Source organism: candidate division KSB1 bacterium (assembly GCA_024655945.1).
Classification (GTDB): domain Bacteria; phylum Zhuqueibacterota; class Zhuqueibacteria; order JANLFK01; family Oleimicrobiaceae; genus Oleimicrobium.
The window spans coordinates 113,091-130,269 of record JANLFK010000004.1 but is presented as its reverse complement, the minus strand read 5'-3'; the positions used below and the strand labels follow the sequence as shown (position 1 = coordinate 130,269).

Genomic DNA, 17,179 nt, shown 5'->3' with positions numbered 1-17,179 from the left:
AGGGGCGCACCATGTAGGGGCGCACCATGTAGGGGCGCACCATGTAGGGGCGCACCATGTAGGGGCGCACGGCAGTGCGCCCCCCACGGCCGTGCGCGCCCAGACCATCCAGAATCCACACGATCCCGTGGATATGATTGGTCATAATCACAGATGCCCGGGTGCCCGGCGGCAGGCCGACGTCACAGGACAAATGCACGTTCGTCCTCGATCCCTTCCCGCTGCGGGTTTTCCCTGTCCAGGTGCCAACGCAGGGGATTGGTCTGGATGTATGCGCAAATCCGGCGCAGGGATGCGTCATCGCGAATAACGTGTTCCCAATAATTCCGTTGCCAGACCGCCGCCCCAGGCGTGCCCCGCCATGCGTTGATCCGCCGCGTCGTGGCGGATTTGAAACCGGCAACAAACGACGCCAGGGAACGCGGCGGCCGCCACAAACCGTTCCGTAGGGGCGCACCATGTAGGGACGCACGGTGTAGGGGCGCACGGCGGTGCGCCCCTACGTCATCCAAAATCCACACAATCCCGTGGATGTGATTCGGCATGACCACAAATTCATCCGGGTCCAATCGGATTTCCCGACGTATCTGGGCAGACCGCAACCATTCCTCCCGCACAATCTCCCCCAACGCATTCAACCGCATTTCGCCGTCCACCACGCGGCCGAACAGGCACGCCCGGTCATGCGTGCACATGGTGACGAAATACGCCCCCGCCTGCGCGTAATCGTACCCCGGCAAACGAATGCTGCGGCGATGGTGGATTCTGCGATTGCCCGACATGCGTCAACCCCCGCGTCATTGTCCCAATGCACATGGTGGCACATGGCACCACCCAGGGCACGGCGGTGCCGTGCCCGTGGGGGTGCACGGCCGTGTGCCCGTGCGGGCGCGTAACCATGTCCCCTACGGCACCCGTGCGGACGGACGTGCACCCCGACACCATGCCAGGTTCACCACGGACCCTCTCATCGACAAGACAGCCTGCCCGCGCCGGTGCGTTCGAACAACCCTCACGCCAGGCTCCCCCAATGGTGACACACCGCAGGCGTCTTTCGACCCCGCCCCCCTGCGCACGCCGGTCGTTGCGGCCGCCCCCACGCGTAATAGGCGCGGACGATCCCTTTACTCAGAGTCTCCCGCAGCAGTACTCATTTCGCGTCCTCTAAGGTCTCGGCGAGCGCGGTGGCTCGCTCGCTCACGAACGGATCTCAGGTACACGAAGGCTCTAAAGACGAACTTGCTGTAGTAAGACGCATACACATAGTTATATCGAAGCATCAATACAACCGCGCAAACGAAGAAAAGGATCGGCCATGTTCGAGGGCTACAAGGTCCCCGAAATGCTGATTGTTGTCCCCAAAAGGCCAGTCGAAAAACGGCGTAGACGAAGACGAGGTAGAAAGCAATCGCTTGGTTGCGACAGAAACTGTAGAGGTAAAGCCAGTGACGTGCAGATCGGAGCAAGGTCGGACTTTTCTGCGACGTGGCAATAGGCCAACCAGTAGTTATTGGTGCCAGCTCTCTTGGGAGAGAAGCCAAATAGGGCCTCAAAATAGCTCTTGTACTTCCTTACGAACCCGCGGTCGAATGCCTCTCTTGGCCGCAGATGAAAGTAGTCGGCCACCAGCGGGCCCAGCCGGTCGTAAAAGCAAGGAAAGAGCCTCCCCAGCCACTTCTCCGCCCACCGGTCAACAAACTCTTGGCACTTCTTGCTCTTCATCTTCTGGTGCACCTCGCGCCAGTGCTGCCATTTCAGCAAGAGCATAGCCAGCACAAAAATGCCAATAAGGACGAACAAGCTGAGAGCCCATGGCGAACAAGGAGCCGCGAGAACCGTCACGAGGTACACGAGCAGCAGCCACACATTTCCCCAGAAGAAGATTCCCCTGTAGAACCCCCTCGATATGTTGTCCCGCTTCTGGGGAAGGTTAAGCAATGATTCATAGGGGTACTGGTGGCCTTTAAAAATCAAAGTTCTGTCAATGAGGAGCGAGGACAGTGATGCGACCACATGCCCACAAACGTACACAGTACACAGCCCACAACCAAGGAGAAAAGCAGTAATCCCCCAGTTGGCGCCTCTCAAGAGACCATGGAGGTACGTCAACAATCGCCAAAAGGCCGTGGGCTCGTTGCCTGGCGCCTGCACCACCCATTGATGCTCATATAGGCCCGCGAAGAAAGCAAGCGACAAGCCAGGGATAAGATACCCGAAAACATCATAGGCATCGAATGGCACCCACATCCCCCTCAGTTGCTTTCCTTCCTCCATTAGGTGTCCTCCCTTGCGAAATTCCACCCTCCGTAAGGAGATGGTGTCTTCTCCCCCTGATGGCCCTCCTGGATTCTCCTTTCCGCCTGCAGGGCTCGAACCACGGAACTACGGCCTCTTCGGGATCTCCCCCTCCAGGCCCTTCTTGGCACGCTCTTTCAGCTTGTCCTCTTGCTCGCGCTTGCGCTTGTCCACCTCGGCCTCCAGCTCTTTAAGCTTGACGTCGAACTGCGCGTGCAACTCGTCGGCCTGCCGCTTGTAGGCATCGATGCGCTCCACCACCTGGCCTTTGAGCTGGCCGTACACCGCATTCACCTCGGCAAGCTTCTGGTCGCGCAGCGCATACACCTTGCTCATGATGCGCTGTTCCGCCTCGGCAAGCTCGCGCGAGGCCACCGCCCTGAGCCGCGCGCCCAGCAGGTCATCGAGGTTGGAGCCAATATGGAACCTCGTCGCCCCGCCTCCACCCGACAGGCGCACCTGCAAGGTAAGGTCGTGCAAGCCGCCGAAAACCTCACGCGTCAGCGCAGCGAAGCGGTCCTTAGGCTTTACCGCCGGGAAATCAAAGCCAAGACCCTTCGCTTTCACGTCCATGCTCGCCAAGAACGAGCCGCCGCTGAGACTAAGGACCCAGGCGACGTCCGCCTTGCCTTTCTGCACCTGCAAAGGCAGATAGGGAGAATGGGCCAGGGGCAGCCCGCCGAGGCTCTTGTTGGTCAAGTTGAGCACAAAGCTATCCTTTGCCGCCTGCGTGGTGTGGTCGAGCACCGCCTTGACAGTCCCGGAGAGCTTTTCCTGTTGCAGTATGCCGAGGTCAATCAAAGTCGTCCGGCCATACACCCAGGGTTGGTTGGTGATCCCTCTGGCTTCGCCGATCAGTCTGATGAACTCCCCCTGCACGTCGGCGGTGGTGCGTCCAGAAAGGTCTACCTTCTCCATCAAGAACTGAGGGTACCGGTAACGGCTGGGGAAGTGAATCGTGCGGCCCTTCATGCGCTGCCTCTTAGGCTCCTGCACCGCCTTTTTCTCCGGAATGAGGCCCTGCACCAAGCGGATGTAGCCCAACACCTGGTCCACCTGCTTGCCGACGGTAGTAGCGAGCAGGAGCTTGCTCAGCTCTGGTTTCTTCAGGTCAGGCAGCTTGGCCAGCTTGAGGAGCCGCTCATAGTCCTCCCTCACCCAGTCGTCCACGTGGGGAGCATAGCCGGTGAGGCGGTCGACGTCTGCGTGGATCTCCCGGTGTTTGTCGGCCACCGTCCGCTCCAGGCCTTGGAAGGTGCGCTGCACATTCTTGACCTTCTCGAGGGCAGCAGTGAGTTCCTCCACACTGCGGATCTGCGCGGGCTGGAGGCTGAGCAGCTCGTCACGAGCCTTCCTGAGGTCCTCATCCGGGCGGAAGGTGGTCATGAACGCATGGTGCTTCTCGTAAGTGCTGAGCAAGTCCGTCCTCACCGAGTCCAAGCGATCGACAATCCTAACGCCTGTGATGGCTACCAAGCTGTCCACATTGAGGCGGCGCGTAATCGCGTCCAGGTCGAATTCGGGCAGAGGGAGAGCCTCAAGCTCGCGTTTGAGCTCGGCGCGGAGCTGGTCGACGAGCCCAGGTTCGGTGCTCTTCTTGCGCACGCGCCCTGGCAAGGCACCATCATACACGCGCGGGGTACCGTAGCGCACGTCCTCCAAGGCCATCTCCTCGATGACATAGCGCTTCCTAAGGAGGGCGGCAGGATTCATCGTGAAAGCAGCCCGTCCGGTCTCGATCAGGTTGCGCATCGTCTGGTCGGGATCGGTCACCTGCAATCTGGACCATTCGATGGAAAGGGCGGTCGGGCGCACGCGCAGGTTGTCGATCTCCACCCTCGCGCCGACCAGTGCTTCCCCCGCTTTCTCCAGGCCCGACTCCAACCAACGGTTCACGAACAGCCTGGTGACTATGACCAGACCGACCACGAGGACCAGGAACGGGATGAACCCTTTCCACCGCATGGCTAACCTCCAAAGTCACGGATCTTCAGGTACAGCTGGATCATGGCGTTGCCCCGGAGGGCCTGGGCGACCTTCCAGCTGCCGATCTTTTCACCCCACGACTCGCGGAAACGCTTGACGAACCATTTGAACCAGAGAAAGTTCGGCACCAAAGCAAGCAGGGCCACCACCAGGCTCCCCATGACCACCGTATTGTTGAAACGTGTGAGCGGGGCGATCGGCACGTTGTACAGCCAGGTCCAGACCGGCTGGAGTACCGGCACATTGGCCAGCAGTTGGTAGCCAACGGCGTCGAACAGGGGGTCAAGAAGCCAGGCACACAGGCTGAACAGGCCCCAGCCCAAGAGTGCGGCGGTGATGTTCACGTTGAGGATGCAGATGAGGAGAATCACGAGAAAGTTGTGGAGCGTCCAGAAAGGCGTCAGGCCGGGAATGGCACCGAGCGCAAATCCCCAGCCCACTTGCGTGGGCGAGTCGGCAGAGCGCAGGAGTTTGATGACTTTGCTGGCGAAGTTTAGCGGAAGCATCGGCGGCTCTCCCCTGTTTCACCAAACGTGCCCCAGCCGCACAGGTTGGAGGAACCCGTCACTCACCCATCAGTTGCACCACAATTTCCCTCTGGCGGCTGCGGTTATCGAAATCGATGAGAACGATCTGTTGCCACGTACCCAGCAGCAGTCTGCCATCGGCAAACGGCACGGTGAGCGAGGCCCCGACCAGCGCGGCGCGCACGTGGGCGTAGCCGTTGCCCTCATGCCAGGTGGCATCGTGGTGGTAGCGGACTCCCATGGGCGCCACGCGCTCCAAGGCTTCGGGCACGTCCTCGAGCAGCCCCGGCTCGTATTCGATGGTCGTCACCGCGGCGGTGGAGCCAGGCACGAACACCGTGGCGCTGCCGCGACGGAGCCCACTGCGCTGCACGCACCCCTGCACGGCGTCGGTCATGTCCACAATTTCGTTGCGCCCGCGCGTCTTGACGGGCACATAGTCCGTGATCACCTGCATTGCAACACACTGCCGGCATCTACCCTGGTCAGCTCCAAGAAGGCCCCGTAGCGTTCTTGAATCTCCTCCGGCGTGAGATCACGCAGGCGGTCCACGCTGAACTTTTCCACGCAGAAGGAAGCGTATACGCTGCCGTAGACCACGGCGCGGCGCAGGTTGTCTTCCGAAAGGTCGTCCGTGTAGGCCAGGTAGCCCACGAAGCCCCCGGCGAAGGTGTCACCGGCGCCCGTTGGGTCGCACAGGCTCTCTAAGGGATAGGCCGGCGCCCAGAAACAGCTCTTGGGGGTGACCATCAGCGCACCGTGCTCGCCCTTCTTGATAACGACCGTGTCGGGCCCCATGCGCAGCAGCGCCCGCGCCGCGCGGTACAGATTTGGCTCCTGGGCCAACTGCCGCGCCTCCGCGTCGTTGATGATCAAGACGTTCACTTTCTTGAGGGTGCGACGCAGCTCCGCCGGCGTGTTCTCGATCCAGTAATTCATCGTGTCCAGGACCACCAGCTTCGGCTTGCTCACCTGTTCGAGCACTTGCATCTGCAGCTGCGGCATGATGTTGGCCAGGAAAAGGTATTCGCTGTCCCGGTAGCTCTGCGGCAGCTTGGGTACAAAGTTCTCGAAGACGTTGAGGTGGGTGTAGAGCGTTTCGCGGGCGTTGAGGTCATAATCGTAGCGCCCTGCCCAGCGGAAGGTGCTGCCGTGCTCGACCGTCAGGCCGGCGAGGTCCACCTGCCGCTCCTCGAGAAAGCGAAGCTGGCTGCGGTCAAAATCCTCGCCCACCACTGCCACCAGGCGCACCGGGACAAAGAAGCTGGCGGCGGCACTGAAGTAGATGGCCGACCCGCCCAAGGCCTCATCCACCTTGCCAAAGGGCGTCTCCACGGTATCGTAGGCAACTGACCCGACCACCAACAGGCTCATGAGCTCCTCCTCCCTTGCGGCTGCAGCATCACATGCGCTCTGGCACGTCGATTCCCAACAGAGCTAAGCCGCGGCGCAGCACGATGCTGGTCGCCTTGGAAAGCACCAGCCTGGCGCGCACCAACTTCTCGTCCTCGGCATGCAGCACCGAATGCTCGTGGTAGAAGCGGCTGAAAGCCTTGGCCAGTTCCCACAGATAGGTGGCCACCCGCGCCGGATTGTAGGACAAGGCCGCAGCCTTCACCTCGCCGGGGAAGCTGTGTAGCCGCCGCACCAAAGCGATCTCCTCTGGTTCCACCAGCACCGAAAAGTCGCACTGCTCGGGGGAGACCGCAGCGAACTCGTCTTTGCCGGATTTGCGGAAGATGCTGCGTACGCGCACGTAGGCATATTGCACATAGGGACCGGTGAAGCCATCGAAGGAAATGGACTCGGCCGGGTCGAAGAGCATGCGGCTCTGCGGCCCGAACTTGAGGATGAAGAACTTGAGCGCTCCCTGGGCGAGGATCTCCGCGGTGGCGTCCAGGTCTTCCGGGGCGATGTCCAGGTGGCGTTTTGCGATCTCCTCCCGCTCCATCCTGAACAGTTCGTCCATGAGGTCGTCGGCGTCCACCACCGTGCCCTCGCGGGACTTCATCTTGCCGGCGGGCAGGTCGATCATGCCGTAGGCCAAGTGATAGCAGCCATCGGCCCAGGGGAAACCCAACTTGCGCATTACGGCGAAGAGGACCTGGAAGTGGTAGATCTGCTCGTCGCCCACCACCCAGATGGCGCGCTTCATGCCAAAGTCATCGAACTTGAGCTTGGTGGTGCCAATGTCCTGGGTGATGTACACGGATGTGCCGTCGCTGCGCAAGAGCAGCTTTTCGCCCAATCCTTCAGCGGTGAGGTCCACCCACACGGAGCCATCCGGTTTCCGGTAGAAGACGCCTCGTTGCAGCCCCTCCTCGACCAGCGCACGGCCAAGCTGATAGGTCTCGCTCTCCTTGTAGACCTTGTCGAACTTGCAGCCCAGCCGGCGATAGGTTTGGTCAAAGCCTTCGTACACCCAGTCGTTCATCATGCGCCAGAGGGCCAGCACCTCGGGGTCGCCCGCCTCCCAGCGCTGCAGCATCTCCTTGACCTTGCCGTACCATTTGGCCTGGGCCAAGAATTCCCCCTCCAGGCGGCGACGCGCCTGGTCATCGAGCTGCTTGATGTCCACCCCACGCGCGGCAAGCCATTCTTGCCATTCCTGATGCTGATGTTTCTCGTACAGCACATAAAAGTCACCCACGAAGTGGTCGCCCTTCACCCCGGCCGACTGCGGCGTGCGCCCCTGGCCGAACTCCTGGTAGGCCAGCATGGACTTGCAGATGTGCACACCGCGGTCGTTGACCAGATTCACGCGCACCACCTCATGGCCAATGGCCTCTAAGAGGTTAGAAATGGCCATGCCCAAGAGGTTGTTCCGCACGTGTCCCAAGTGCTGAGGCTTGTTGGTGTTGGGCGCGGAGTATTCGATGAGGATCTTCTCACCGCGCCCCTCATCGCTATTGCCGAAAGTATCGGGTGCGGACAGAATGTCGGTGCAGGTGACCCGGAACAGGGCCTCTTTGTCCACGGTAAAGTTGAGGTACGGACCAGCGACGTCGACGCGCACCAGAGGCTTTTCCACGGCGATTTCCTCGGCCAGGCGGCGGGCAATGGTGGCGAGCGCAGTCTTGGTCAGCCGCGCTAAGGGGAAACAGGCAAAGGCGAAATCGCCAAGCTGCTCATCCGGGGGCGTGTCCAGGCGAGCGTCAGGCGGTAGCGAGACGCCAAAGGCCTTCTTACACGCCTCTTCGACGCTCGCGAGAATCTGTTGCTCGATGATGCTCATCTTCGTGTCGATTCCATGCTGTCTTCAGAAATGGTGATAATCTGCGCATCCCCCCACAACTGCTCCAGGCCGTAGAATTCGCGCACTTCCGGCTGGAAGATGTGTGCCACCACGTCGATGTAGTCCAGAATCACCCAGCGCAGATGCGTGTAGCCTTCCCGGTGCCACGGCTCGATGCGCTCCTTGCTCAGCTCCTCCTCGATGTGATCGGTAATGGCCTTGACCTGCGTGTCTGATGCTCCGGTGCAGAGCACGAAATAGTCGGTGAACGAGCAGAGGCCCCGCAGGTCCATCACCAAGACCGAAGAGGCTTTCTTGTCCAACGAAAGGTCGGCAATGCGCAGGGCCAGAGTCTTAGGGTCGGACAAGTCCTTTGCGTTCAGCTCTCCACCCTCCCAGTTATGAACCTCACTTCAACTCTCCTGTGCCAATAGCCCCTCTGCTGCCGCCAGCACTTCGGCGGCCGAGATGTCGCGCATGCAGCGAAAGTGCCGCTTTGGGCAGCGCCGCGAGCCGATGTGGGAACATGGGCGACACGGCAGCTCCTTCTGCACCACCCGCGACCGGGGCCCGAAGGGGAAAAACCCGAGCTCCTCGGTGGTCGGCCCAAAGATGGCCACGACTTTCTTCCGCAGCGCGGTGGCGATGTGCATCAGGCCCGTGTCGTTGCACAGCACGAGGTCGCAGCAGCTCAGGGCCGCGGCGCTCTCCATCAACGACAGTGCGCCCACCATGTCCACCGGCTTGTGCTGCATGTGCGCAAGCACCTCCGCGGCGATGGGCCGGTCATTTGCATCGCCCAGCAGCAGCGTGCCACGGCCATGCCTTGCGGCAAGAGCATCCGCCACCTCGGCAAACCGTTCGGGCAGCCAGCGCTTGGTAAAGAAGCCAGCACCAGGCACCACCGCCACGCGCATCGGGCGGGACAGAAAACCGGCCCTACTGAGCAATTTCCTCACCCGCGCGCCGGCAGCCGGGTCAATGAAGAATTCGGGGCCCTCCCCATCATCGCACACGCCCAAAGGTGCCACCGCGGCCAGATAGCGCTGGTGGACGGGGACAATGCCCGGATAGAGGTTCTTCTTGGCGGCAATGAGCACGGCCCGAGCCCAGCGCCACTTCCGGTAAGTCACGGTTCGTGCGCCCCGCAAGCCAGTGCGCAAGTAGTAGCTACGGAAGTTCTTGTGAAGGTCCACGACCAGCTCGTAGCCGTGCGCCTTGAGCGAGCGTCTGAGGGCGCGCAGCTCACGCAACCCCCCTCCTTCTGGCAGCACGTGCACTCGGTGCACATAAGGCGAAAAGCGAACGAGGTCGGCAAACTTCTCCTTGACGACAAAATCCACTGCCGCCTCCGGGAAGGCATTGTGCAGGGCGCGCAACAGCGGACTGGCCAGGACGATGTCCCCAATCGAGCTGAGGCGAATGACCAGAATCCGGCCTGGCGGCGGCGCCTGGGTTGTGCGTCTGCTCATCGCGCTCCACGCTCGCCACGGCGACTATTCCGCCAACTTTTTCTTGAACCAGTCGATGGTCAAGCGCAGCCCCTCCTCCAACCCCACCTTTGGCTCCCAGCCCAAGAGCTGCTTGGCCTTGCTGATGTCGGGTTGCCGCACCTTGGGATCGTCCACGGGGAGCGGCTTGCGCACGATGGGGCTCTTGTTCCCCGTCAGCCGCACGATTGTCTCGGCAAGCTCCATGATGGTCAGCTCCTGCGGATTGCCGATGTTGACCGGATCCACACAATCGGACATCAACAGGCGGTACAGGCCTTCGATCTGGTCGGAGACGTAGCAGAAGCTCCTGGTCTGCTTGCCGTCCCCGAAGACGGTGATCGGCTCCCCGCGCAAGGCCTGCGGGATGAAGGTCGGGATGGCCCGGCCGTCGTGGGGACGCATGCACGGGCCGTAGGTGTTGAAGATGCGCGCAATGCGCGTGTCCAGGCCGTGATAGCGGTGGTAGGCCATGGTGAGGGCCTCGGCAAAGCGCTTGGCCTCGTCGTACACACCACGTGGCCCCACGGGATTTACGTTGCCCCAGTAGTCCTCACTCTGCGGGTGGATGAGCGGATCTCCATAGACCTCGGAGGTGGAGGCCAAGAGGAAACGGGCGCCCTTTTCCTTGGCCAGGCCCAAAGCCTTGTGCGTGCCCAATGCTCCCACCTTCAGCGTCTGGATCGGAAGCTGCAGGTAGTCCAAAGGACTTGCCGGCGAGGCGAAGTGCAGCACATAGTCGATCTTCCCCGCCACGTAGATGTACTCGGTCACGTCGTGTTTGATGAAGCGAAAGCGCTCGCACTGCAAGTGCTCGATGTTCGCCACCGTGCCGGTGATGAGGTTGTCCATGGCAATGACGTTGTGCCCCTTGTTCAACAGATACTCGCATAGATGCGAGCCAAGGAAACCCGCTCCTCCCGTTACCAGAGTCGTCGGCATCGTTCTCTCCGTCCCATTCTGCTGCGCAGTCGACGCATGTTCAGTTCTTGACGACCTCCAGCCTGTCCCGCAGCCCTGCGGTGGCCTGCCACTCCAAAGAACCATGGTTGTCGATGAGCACGACGGCCTCGACTCCAGGCAGTCGTTCGGCCAAGGCGAGGCCGCGCTCAGGCCCCAGCACAAACAGGGCCGTAGAGAGCGCGTCCGCTTCCATGGCCGAGTTGGCGATCACCGTGACGCTGGCACACGACCGTGCAGGCCAGCCCGTGTGCGGGTCGAGAATGTGGTGGTACCGCAGCGAATCGCTCATGAAAAACCGCTCATAGTCCCCGGAGGTGGCCACACATCCCTCATCCATGCGGAAGCGGGCGAAGAGCTTGCTATTGTCCCGCGGATGGCGGATCCACACGCGCCGCTTGCCCGCGGTGAGCGCGCTGGCCAGCGTACGCAGGTTGCTGCGCGCGTCGACCATGGCGTCGGTGATACCATGGGCGCGCAGCGAGTCGATGGCCACATCTACCGCGAGCCCCTTGGCGATGCCCCCCAGGTCCAGGGCCATGCCCGGCTCATCCAGCCAAACGCGGCCGGCCTCCAGGTGCACGCGGCGAAAATCCACTAAGGGGAGCAACGCTCTGATGGCCGCCGAGTCCGGCACGCGCGGGTGATCACTGAGGAAATCCCACAGGCGCATGAGCGGCCCCACAGTCACATCAAAGGCGCCATCGGAAAGGAGGCTCACGCGTCGCGCCTCCTCAAGGCAGGCGCACAGCAAGGGGCTTGCTTCCACTGGGCGCGGCGCAGCTCGGTTGACCTTGCTGACTTCGCTGCTGTCGCGGTAGCAGCTGGTGCGCAGCTCCACCTCGAGCATCCCCTCAAAGGCGGCGTCGACGGCCCGGAGCATGGCCTCGCGGCTCTTGTCGCGGTCGTACACGGTGATGGTGGCGAAGGTATCCATGAGCACGCGCGTCTCTTGCACCGGCTCGTGCCGCGCACAGGCGACCAGCAACGCGCTGAGCATGCACATCGCCCAGCAGGTTGCTCGGGGCAGAAACGACCAGCTACTTCTCGCGCGTGCCCACATAGCGGAGCAACTCCTGCAATGCCGCCTTGTATGGCGAACTTCCATAGCCCTCCAGGCACGACTCGGCCTGGCGAAGGTAAGACTGCGCCTGCTCTTCGCAGTAAGCCAGGCCGCCATGCTGCCGGACAAACGCGATGACCATCTCCACCCGCTTCTTTTCCCGAGATTGGATCTGCGACATAACTTCCTGCGCGACCTGCGGCTCAGCGTCGCGCAACGCATAGAGGAGCGGCAGGGTGATCTTGTTGTTCAGGATGTCACTACCGATGGGCTTGCCCAGCGTCTCCTGGTCGCCGACATAGTCGAGGATATCGTCACGAATTTGGAAAGCGATGCCCAGGTTCTCGCCCAACTGGTCCATGGTGTGCAGCTCCACCTCGCTGGCGCCCGCGGCCATTGCCCCCAGTTGGCAGCAGGCGGAGATGAGCGCCGCCGTCTTGTCGGACACGACGCGGAAGTAGTTCTGCCCCATGAGGCGGTAGTCACGGCCGTGTTCCTCTTGGAGCAGTTCGCCGCGGCTCATGCGGAAGGTCGCATCTGAAAGCAGCCGCAAGGCCCGCACATCGCCGCTATCCAGCAAAGTGGCAAGGGCGCGCGAAAACAACAGGTCACCGACAAGAATGGCGATGCGGTTGCTCCACAAGCCGTTGACGGTGGGAGCGCCGCGCCGCAGAAGGGAAGAGTCTACCACGTCGTCGTGCACCAGGGTGGCAGTATGCAAAAGCTCCACCGCCAGCGCAGACCTCAGTGCCGCCCGCGGAGCAGCTCCATGCAGTCCGCAGGCGAGAAAGGCGAGAATCGGCCGCAGACGCTTCCCGCGGTGCACGGCCAGGTGGACGGCAACGTCGTTGATGAGCGAGACGTCGGAGGTGAGCACCGAACGAAACGCATCTTCGAAAAGCTGTAGCTCGGCCTCTATGGGCCGACAGAACGCGTGCTTCTCCAACAAGGGTCCCGGTATGCCTGTTCTTCTCCGAACTTGTGCGAGAATGTAGCAAAAAACCAAAAGACTATCAACCCATTTGTCGTGGTCGAGAGCGCCAGGCTCCCCATCCTATTGACGCCCCTCCGTCTGCGTGGCAGGCGGCGGTGCCTGTTCGGCCTCGGCCACGGGCAGCCGCACAGTGAAGGTGCTGCCCTGTCCGATCTGGCTCTGCACGGCGATGTCGCCGCCATAGCGCCTGATGATCGAGCGGGAGATGTAGAGGCCCAATCCCGTGCCCTCCCCGACCTTCTTGGTGGTGTAGAACGGGGTAAACAGGTATTTCAACTCGTCAGCGGATATCCCGCAACCGGTGTCGCTGACATCGACCTCCACCCATCGGCCATCGTCTGTGAGGCGTGGGGCTATGCGCAGCACACCCCCTTCCGGCATAGCCTGGATGGCATTGAGGATGATGTTGAGGAACACCTGCTTCAAGGAGTCCAAGTTGAAGCAGACGCGCGGCAGCCGCTCCTCCTCTGCCTGTTCGCGCACAAGCCGGATCTGGCGAGAAGCCAGCTCCTTTTCCAGAAGGATAAGCGTGCTGTCGACGACGCGCCGCACATCGAACAGCTCGAGCTCGTGTGCAGAGCGCCGAGAAAACTCCAACAGGTTGTTGATGATGGTGGCAGCCCGCCGCACGTTGCGCTGGATCATTTCCAACTTCTCGCGCACCTCGGCATCCACATCGGTCAGCGTCTCTTGCAGGTAGTAGCGGGCAGACTCGATGATGTTGAGGGGGTTGCGCAACTCGTGGGCGATGCCCGAGGAGAGCATGCCCACTGTGGCCAACTTCTCCGACTGGATGAGGTGCTGCTCGATGCGCTTCTGCTCGGTGACGTCCTTGACGTGCTCCACCACCAGCTCCGGCCGCCCGTCAAGTCCGGGCATCGGATAGCACCAGAGGTGGAAAATCGCCTCGCCTATTTCCCGCTCCTCGAATTGCGTCTGCCCTTCGTGCAGGACGCGGAGAGTGGGGCAGTCCTCGCAAGGGGAGGAACGTCGAAACAGGGCTGTGTAGCAGCGGCTGCCGATCAGCTCGTTGGGCGGGACCTTGCATTGCGCTGCCAGGTGCCGGTTGGCCATGACGATGGTGTGGCGCTGGTCCACCACGGCAATCATGTCCTGGATGCCGTCGAACGCTGCTTGCAGGCGCTTCTTGCTGAGCAGGATCTGCTGCTCGAGGCGACGCCGCTGCGTGACGTCGCGCATGATGGTCTGGATGACCCGCTTGTCGCCCAGGTCCACCACGCTGCTGCTCACCTCGGCATAGACCTCGTGGCCGTCGCTGTGCAGGAGGCCGAGCTCATCAACGGCGCTCACCTTGCCGCGCAGAGCCAGTTGCCGCAGGCGCTCCAGCTTGCCCTGTTCTTCCGGCGGGCAGAGCGACGACATGGTCGTGGCCAGCAGTTCGCGGCGGCTGCGCCCGGTGAGCTCTTCGGCGCGCGCATTGGCGTCGAGCAGGCGACCGCTGTCCACCTCCTCCACGAAAATAGCGTCCGAGGCCAAGGCCACCAGGGTGCGGTACTGGAGTTCTGTCCTGCGGAGTTCGCTCTCTAAGCGGTGGCGCTCGATGGCCTTGGCGACCACGCGCGGCAAAACTTCAAGGTAGCCCGGCCGCTTGATGAGGTAGTCGTAGGCGCCGCGCTTCATGGCCTCAACTGCCACCTCTTCGCTCCCCTCTCCGGTGGTCATGATGACCGGGACGACGATCTTTTCCCGCTCCAAGGCCTGCATAAGGGCCAGGCCGTCCATGACCGGCAGGTTGTAGTCCAGGACCACGGCCGCGTAGCGCCCCCGGCGCACCATGTCCAGCGCCTCGCCGCCATTGGCCGCGAGCTCTATACTGCACCCGAGATCGCCGCGCTCGATGGCCAGGCGCATCAGGCGCGCCTGCGCTTCGTCATCCTCAACGATCAGGATTCTTGTCGCAGTTTCTTTCTTCACCCTTTTCTCTCGTGTCGCACTGCCGCGCCACGCGCTCAAAGACTATCCGTCCCCTATGGCAGCGGTTTTGGGGAAACTGACCAGAAGCTCTACTTCGCCGCTCACCAGGGGCCGTACCAGCAGCTTGCCGCCGCACAGGGAAACCAGGTGCTGAGCCTGCCGCACTTGCTCATTGGCCGCGCGCCATCGCGCGTCCCCAGCCCGTGTGGCAGAAAGATCCGGCGCCGGCCCCAGATAGCGCACGTAGAGGAACTTGCTGAGCAACTGCTCCCGATAGCCGACCTCCACTCGCGGTCGCCCCGCTCCGACGACCATCGCCACGACCCCCGCAAGGACCTGGCGCAAGGCCTGGGCCAGCGGACTCTGCCGTGCAACAATCTCCATGGGTGGCCCGGATAGCACCACCAACTGCACCTCTTTCAATGCGCCGGCCCTGTCGAGCTCCACCGTGACCTCGTTGAGCAGCTTTTGCACCGACACGGTGCGGGGAGCTTCAGCCTCCGGCCTGATGGTTCGTCCAGTGCCTTGCTCCTGGACTGCCGACAGCAGGCGATCGAGATTGGCTCGCACAGCTTCCCAGCACTCGATGCTCCTCTCCTGCCCAAGGCCGTGCGCGCTGAGGTGTCGTCGTAAGGAGGGATCCAGTTCCTCAATGGCACGCCGCAATGCGGCGAGCTCGCTGGGGAGGCTCGGCCTCTTCTCTTCTTGCGGGCGCGGGGCTCCCTGCCCTGCGGGGACGGTCTCCTCCCTCACACGCTCGACTTCCTCGTGAGTAGCCGCTTGCGCGCCGCAGGCAGCGATCGCCCTTGCCACCACCGGCGCTACCATGCGCATGAGCTGGACATCCTCCTGGCTAAAGGCGTCCTCACCCAGAGCCCCTAAGGAGAGATTCCCCAGGTACAGGCCCTCTGCAAGGAGGAGCACGCTCACCCGGGAGCCCAACTTGTCGGCCAGGGCGAGTTGGCCCGGCGCGCCCGGCTCAGCGAACTGTGGCCTCAGCCATCCCAAGTGGTCATCAGCAAGCGGCTCCCAGCGGTATGTTGCCCTGACCACCTCGGCCATGTCCTGGGAAGCCAAGCAGAGGGCACGCGCCTGGCTGCCGCCTTCCTCGAAAAGGGTGACCGTCAGGAGATCAAAGTCCATTCTCCGGTGCAGGTGCTTGCCCACGTGTGCCACAACAGCCTCCACCTCGCGCAGGCCCCATAGTCCGGCCACCATGTCCAGGGCCGTTTGGGCACCTGAGGCCGCACGCTCCAGGCGCTGGCCGCGCTCTGCCCAGGTGACCAGCAGGGCAAGCAACCGGGCGCCATGGGCCAACAGCTCCTTATGGTCCACGGCAAAGGAACGCGCCTGGGGGAAAAAGTAGGTCAAAACCCCCACCGCGCGCCTTGCCAGGCGCAGAGGAGCGGCAAGGAAAGCGCCATAGCCTGCGCGCGCCGCCACCTCCCGCAAGAAGGAAAACTCCTGGGAAGCGGCAACCGACGGACATTCGACTACGTCTTCCGCCTCCAGGACTCTCTGGTAAGGGCCTTCGACGAAGGCTGGCGCCGCAAAAGGGGGTGCGCCCTCCTGAGCACAGTCGCGGAAGGCCTTCATCTTCAGAGTTTGGCCCTGACCAGGCACCACGTGCAAAGTGCCACACTTAGCCCCCAATTCCTTGCCTATGCGCGCAAACACGCAGTCGATGCCGTCCTCCACCTCACCGGATTCGGCCAAGGCGCTGAGTAGTTCGCCAAGCTCGCTCAGCTGCGCCACCCGGCTGTCTGGCCGGGCGCCTGCCTGCACAGGCCGCAGGATGAGCAGACAGCGTTCGCCAGCGGGAGTCCCGAGTCGTGCCACTTCCATGGTCACCTGCAAAGGATCGCCGGACTTGCTCTGCACGGTGCAATCGATCGGCACTTGGGCGTTGGTGAGGGCGCGGCGCCAATCCGGCATTCCCCCCGGGCGGAAGAGCGCCGAGAGCCGCAGCGCGTGGAGCTCATGAGGCTCGTAGCCCACCAGCGCTGCCATGGCCTTGTTGGCTTCGTAAATGAGATCAGCGGCCACGTCCACCACCATGACCGGCCGCTCCACATGCTCGAACAGACGCGCATATCGTTCCCGCCACTGCGCTGCCGCCTCTTCGGCTGCGGCGGAGCAGGCATTGACCCGCGCGCGCTCCAAGGCAAGTGCCACAAGCGCCGCCACCTCCTGCGCTGCCGCCTGCTCGCCAGGGGTGAGCCCGCGTGCTTCTGTGGCCACTGCGTGGACAATACCCAGCAGCTCCGAGCCCCAATAGAACGGAAACACAAAGGCGACCACCGCGTGATCGCCCAAGAGTTCCCTTTCGGCAGGAGAGCTCACCTCAGCGGCGCTGATGGTGAAGGCGCCAGGCGAGGCCACCGCCTCCTTCCAGGAGCACTCCTCTTCAGGCACCAGCACCTCGCGCCGTGCAAAGCGGCCCTCTTGGTTCAAGAGAGGTGTCGTGGCAAAGACCCGGCGCTCCGCGTCGTACCTGAGGATGACCGCCTGCTCGCAGCTCAAGGACGACTCCACCGCCTGGCGGGCCAACTGGCCGACCTCCACCAGATCGCCCCTGGCAACTGCCTCCACCAGCACTTGCAAGGCGGCGGCTCTGTCTTTGCTCTCGTGCTCACTCATCCCCTTCTCTCCTCACCACACCGCCACCCACTGCGCACCACGGGCCACCTGAGC

Annotated in this window: 14 protein-coding genes; all 14 read right to left on the bottom strand. The window is 62.6% G+C overall.

All coding sequences use genetic code 11. From position 1 onward, the window contains the following. Positions 1-182 precede the first annotated feature (182 nt). Positions 183-782: a transposase gene (locus NUW13_07045; GenBank protein MCR4438784.1), complete on the bottom strand. Its 600-nt coding sequence runs from the start codon at positions 780-782 to the stop codon at positions 183-185. A 544-nt stretch (positions 783-1,326) separates the two neighbouring features. Then, the gene (locus NUW13_07040) at positions 1,327-2,274 is read right to left on the bottom strand and encodes a hypothetical protein (protein MCR4438783.1); all 948 of its coding nucleotides are present in this window, start codon (positions 2,272-2,274) and stop codon (positions 1,327-1,329) included. Between the two features lie 108 nt (positions 2,275-2,382). Further along, entirely contained in the window at positions 2,383-4,260 is a 1,878-nt protein-coding gene (locus tag NUW13_07035) for a TIGR03545 family protein (protein ID MCR4438782.1), read from the bottom strand. Positions 4,261-4,262: 2 nt separating this feature from the next. Further along, entirely contained in the window at positions 4,263-4,787 is a 525-nt protein-coding gene (locus NUW13_07030; GenBank protein ID MCR4438781.1) for a TIGR03546 family protein, read from the bottom strand. A 58-nt stretch (positions 4,788-4,845) separates the two neighbouring features. After that, entirely contained in the window at positions 4,846-5,265 is a 420-nt protein-coding gene (locus NUW13_07025; protein MCR4438780.1) for a secondary thiamine-phosphate synthase enzyme YjbQ, read from the bottom strand. Then, positions 5,256-6,182 carry a PfkB family carbohydrate kinase gene (locus tag NUW13_07020; protein ID MCR4438779.1) on the bottom strand — a complete coding sequence of 309 codons (927 nt, stop codon included), beginning with the start codon at positions 6,180-6,182 and terminating at the stop codon, positions 5,256-5,258. Before NUW13_07020 ends, NUW13_07025 begins: the two co-directional genes overlap by 10 nt. A 28-nt stretch (positions 6,183-6,210) precedes the next feature. Continuing rightward, positions 6,211-8,043 carry an arginine--tRNA ligase gene (gene argS / locus NUW13_07015; protein ID MCR4438778.1) on the bottom strand — a complete coding sequence of 611 codons (1,833 nt, stop codon included), beginning with the start codon at positions 8,041-8,043 and terminating at the stop codon, positions 6,211-6,213. Then, positions 8,040-8,411, bottom strand: coding sequence for a ribosome silencing factor (gene rsfS / locus NUW13_07010; GenBank protein ID MCR4438777.1), 372 nt, complete (start codon positions 8,409-8,411; stop codon positions 8,040-8,042). The genes argS and rsfS overlap by 4 nt, the downstream gene beginning before the upstream one ends. 45 nt (positions 8,412-8,456) lie before the next feature. After that, positions 8,457-9,515 carry a lipopolysaccharide heptosyltransferase II gene (waaF, locus tag NUW13_07005; GenBank protein ID MCR4438776.1) on the bottom strand — a complete coding sequence of 353 codons (1,059 nt, stop codon included), beginning with the start codon at positions 9,513-9,515 and terminating at the stop codon, positions 8,457-8,459. Between the two features lie 24 nt (positions 9,516-9,539). After that, the gene (locus tag NUW13_07000; protein ID MCR4438775.1) at positions 9,540-10,475 is read right to left on the bottom strand and encodes an SDR family oxidoreductase; all 936 of its coding nucleotides are present in this window, start codon (positions 10,473-10,475) and stop codon (positions 9,540-9,542) included. Between the two features lie 40 nt (positions 10,476-10,515). Beyond that, a complete protein-coding gene (locus NUW13_06995) occupies positions 10,516-11,493 on the bottom strand; it encodes an FAD:protein FMN transferase (GenBank protein MCR4438774.1) in 978 nt (325 codons plus the stop codon). A gap of 40 nt (positions 11,494-11,533) precedes the next feature. Next, complete coding sequence (locus tag NUW13_06990; GenBank protein MCR4438773.1) at positions 11,534-12,502, bottom strand: polyprenyl synthetase family protein; 969 nt, start codon at positions 12,500-12,502, stop codon at positions 11,534-11,536. A gap of 108 nt (positions 12,503-12,610) precedes the next feature. Continuing rightward, positions 12,611-14,485, bottom strand: coding sequence for a PAS domain S-box protein (locus NUW13_06985; GenBank protein MCR4438772.1), 1,875 nt, complete (start codon positions 14,483-14,485; stop codon positions 12,611-12,613). Positions 14,486-14,527: 42 nt separating this feature from the next. Beyond that, positions 14,528-17,125 carry a GAF domain-containing protein gene (locus tag NUW13_06980; protein ID MCR4438771.1) on the bottom strand — a complete coding sequence of 866 codons (2,598 nt, stop codon included), beginning with the start codon at positions 17,123-17,125 and terminating at the stop codon, positions 14,528-14,530. Positions 17,126-17,179: the final 54 nt, after the last annotated feature.

Bases quoted from the DNA above. Each gene is read 5' to 3' on its own strand.
- NUW13_07045 (MCR4438784.1), bottom strand. From the start codon at position 782: ATGTCGGGCAATCGCAGAATCCACCATCGCCGCAGCATTCGTTTGCCG.
- NUW13_07040 (MCR4438783.1), bottom strand. From the start codon at position 2,274: ATGGAGGAAGGAAAGCAACTGAGGGGGATGTGGGTGCCATTCGATGCC.
- NUW13_07035 (MCR4438782.1), bottom strand. From the start codon at position 4,260: ATGCGGTGGAAAGGGTTCATCCCGTTCCTGGTCCTCGTGGTCGGTCTG.
- NUW13_07030 (MCR4438781.1), bottom strand. From the start codon at position 4,787: ATGCTTCCGCTAAACTTCGCCAGCAAAGTCATCAAACTCCTGCGCTCT.
- NUW13_07025 (MCR4438780.1), bottom strand. From the start codon at position 5,265: ATGCAGGTGATCACGGACTATGTGCCCGTCAAGACGCGCGGGCGCAAC.
- NUW13_07020 (MCR4438779.1), bottom strand. From the start codon at position 6,182: ATGAGCCTGTTGGTGGTCGGGTCAGTTGCCTACGATACCGTGGAGACG.
- argS (MCR4438778.1), bottom strand. From the start codon at position 8,043: ATGAGCATCATCGAGCAACAGATTCTCGCGAGCGTCGAAGAGGCGTGT.
- waaF (MCR4438776.1), bottom strand. From the start codon at position 9,515: ATGAGCAGACGCACAACCCAGGCGCCGCCGCCAGGCCGGATTCTGGTC.
- NUW13_07000 (MCR4438775.1), bottom strand. From the start codon at position 10,475: ATGCCGACGACTCTGGTAACGGGAGGAGCGGGTTTCCTTGGCTCGCAT.
- NUW13_06995 (MCR4438774.1), bottom strand. From the start codon at position 11,493: ATGCTCAGCGCGTTGCTGGTCGCCTGTGCGCGGCACGAGCCGGTGCAA.
- NUW13_06980 (MCR4438771.1), bottom strand. From the start codon at position 17,125: ATGAGTGAGCACGAGAGCAAAGACAGAGCCGCCGCCTTGCAAGTGCTG.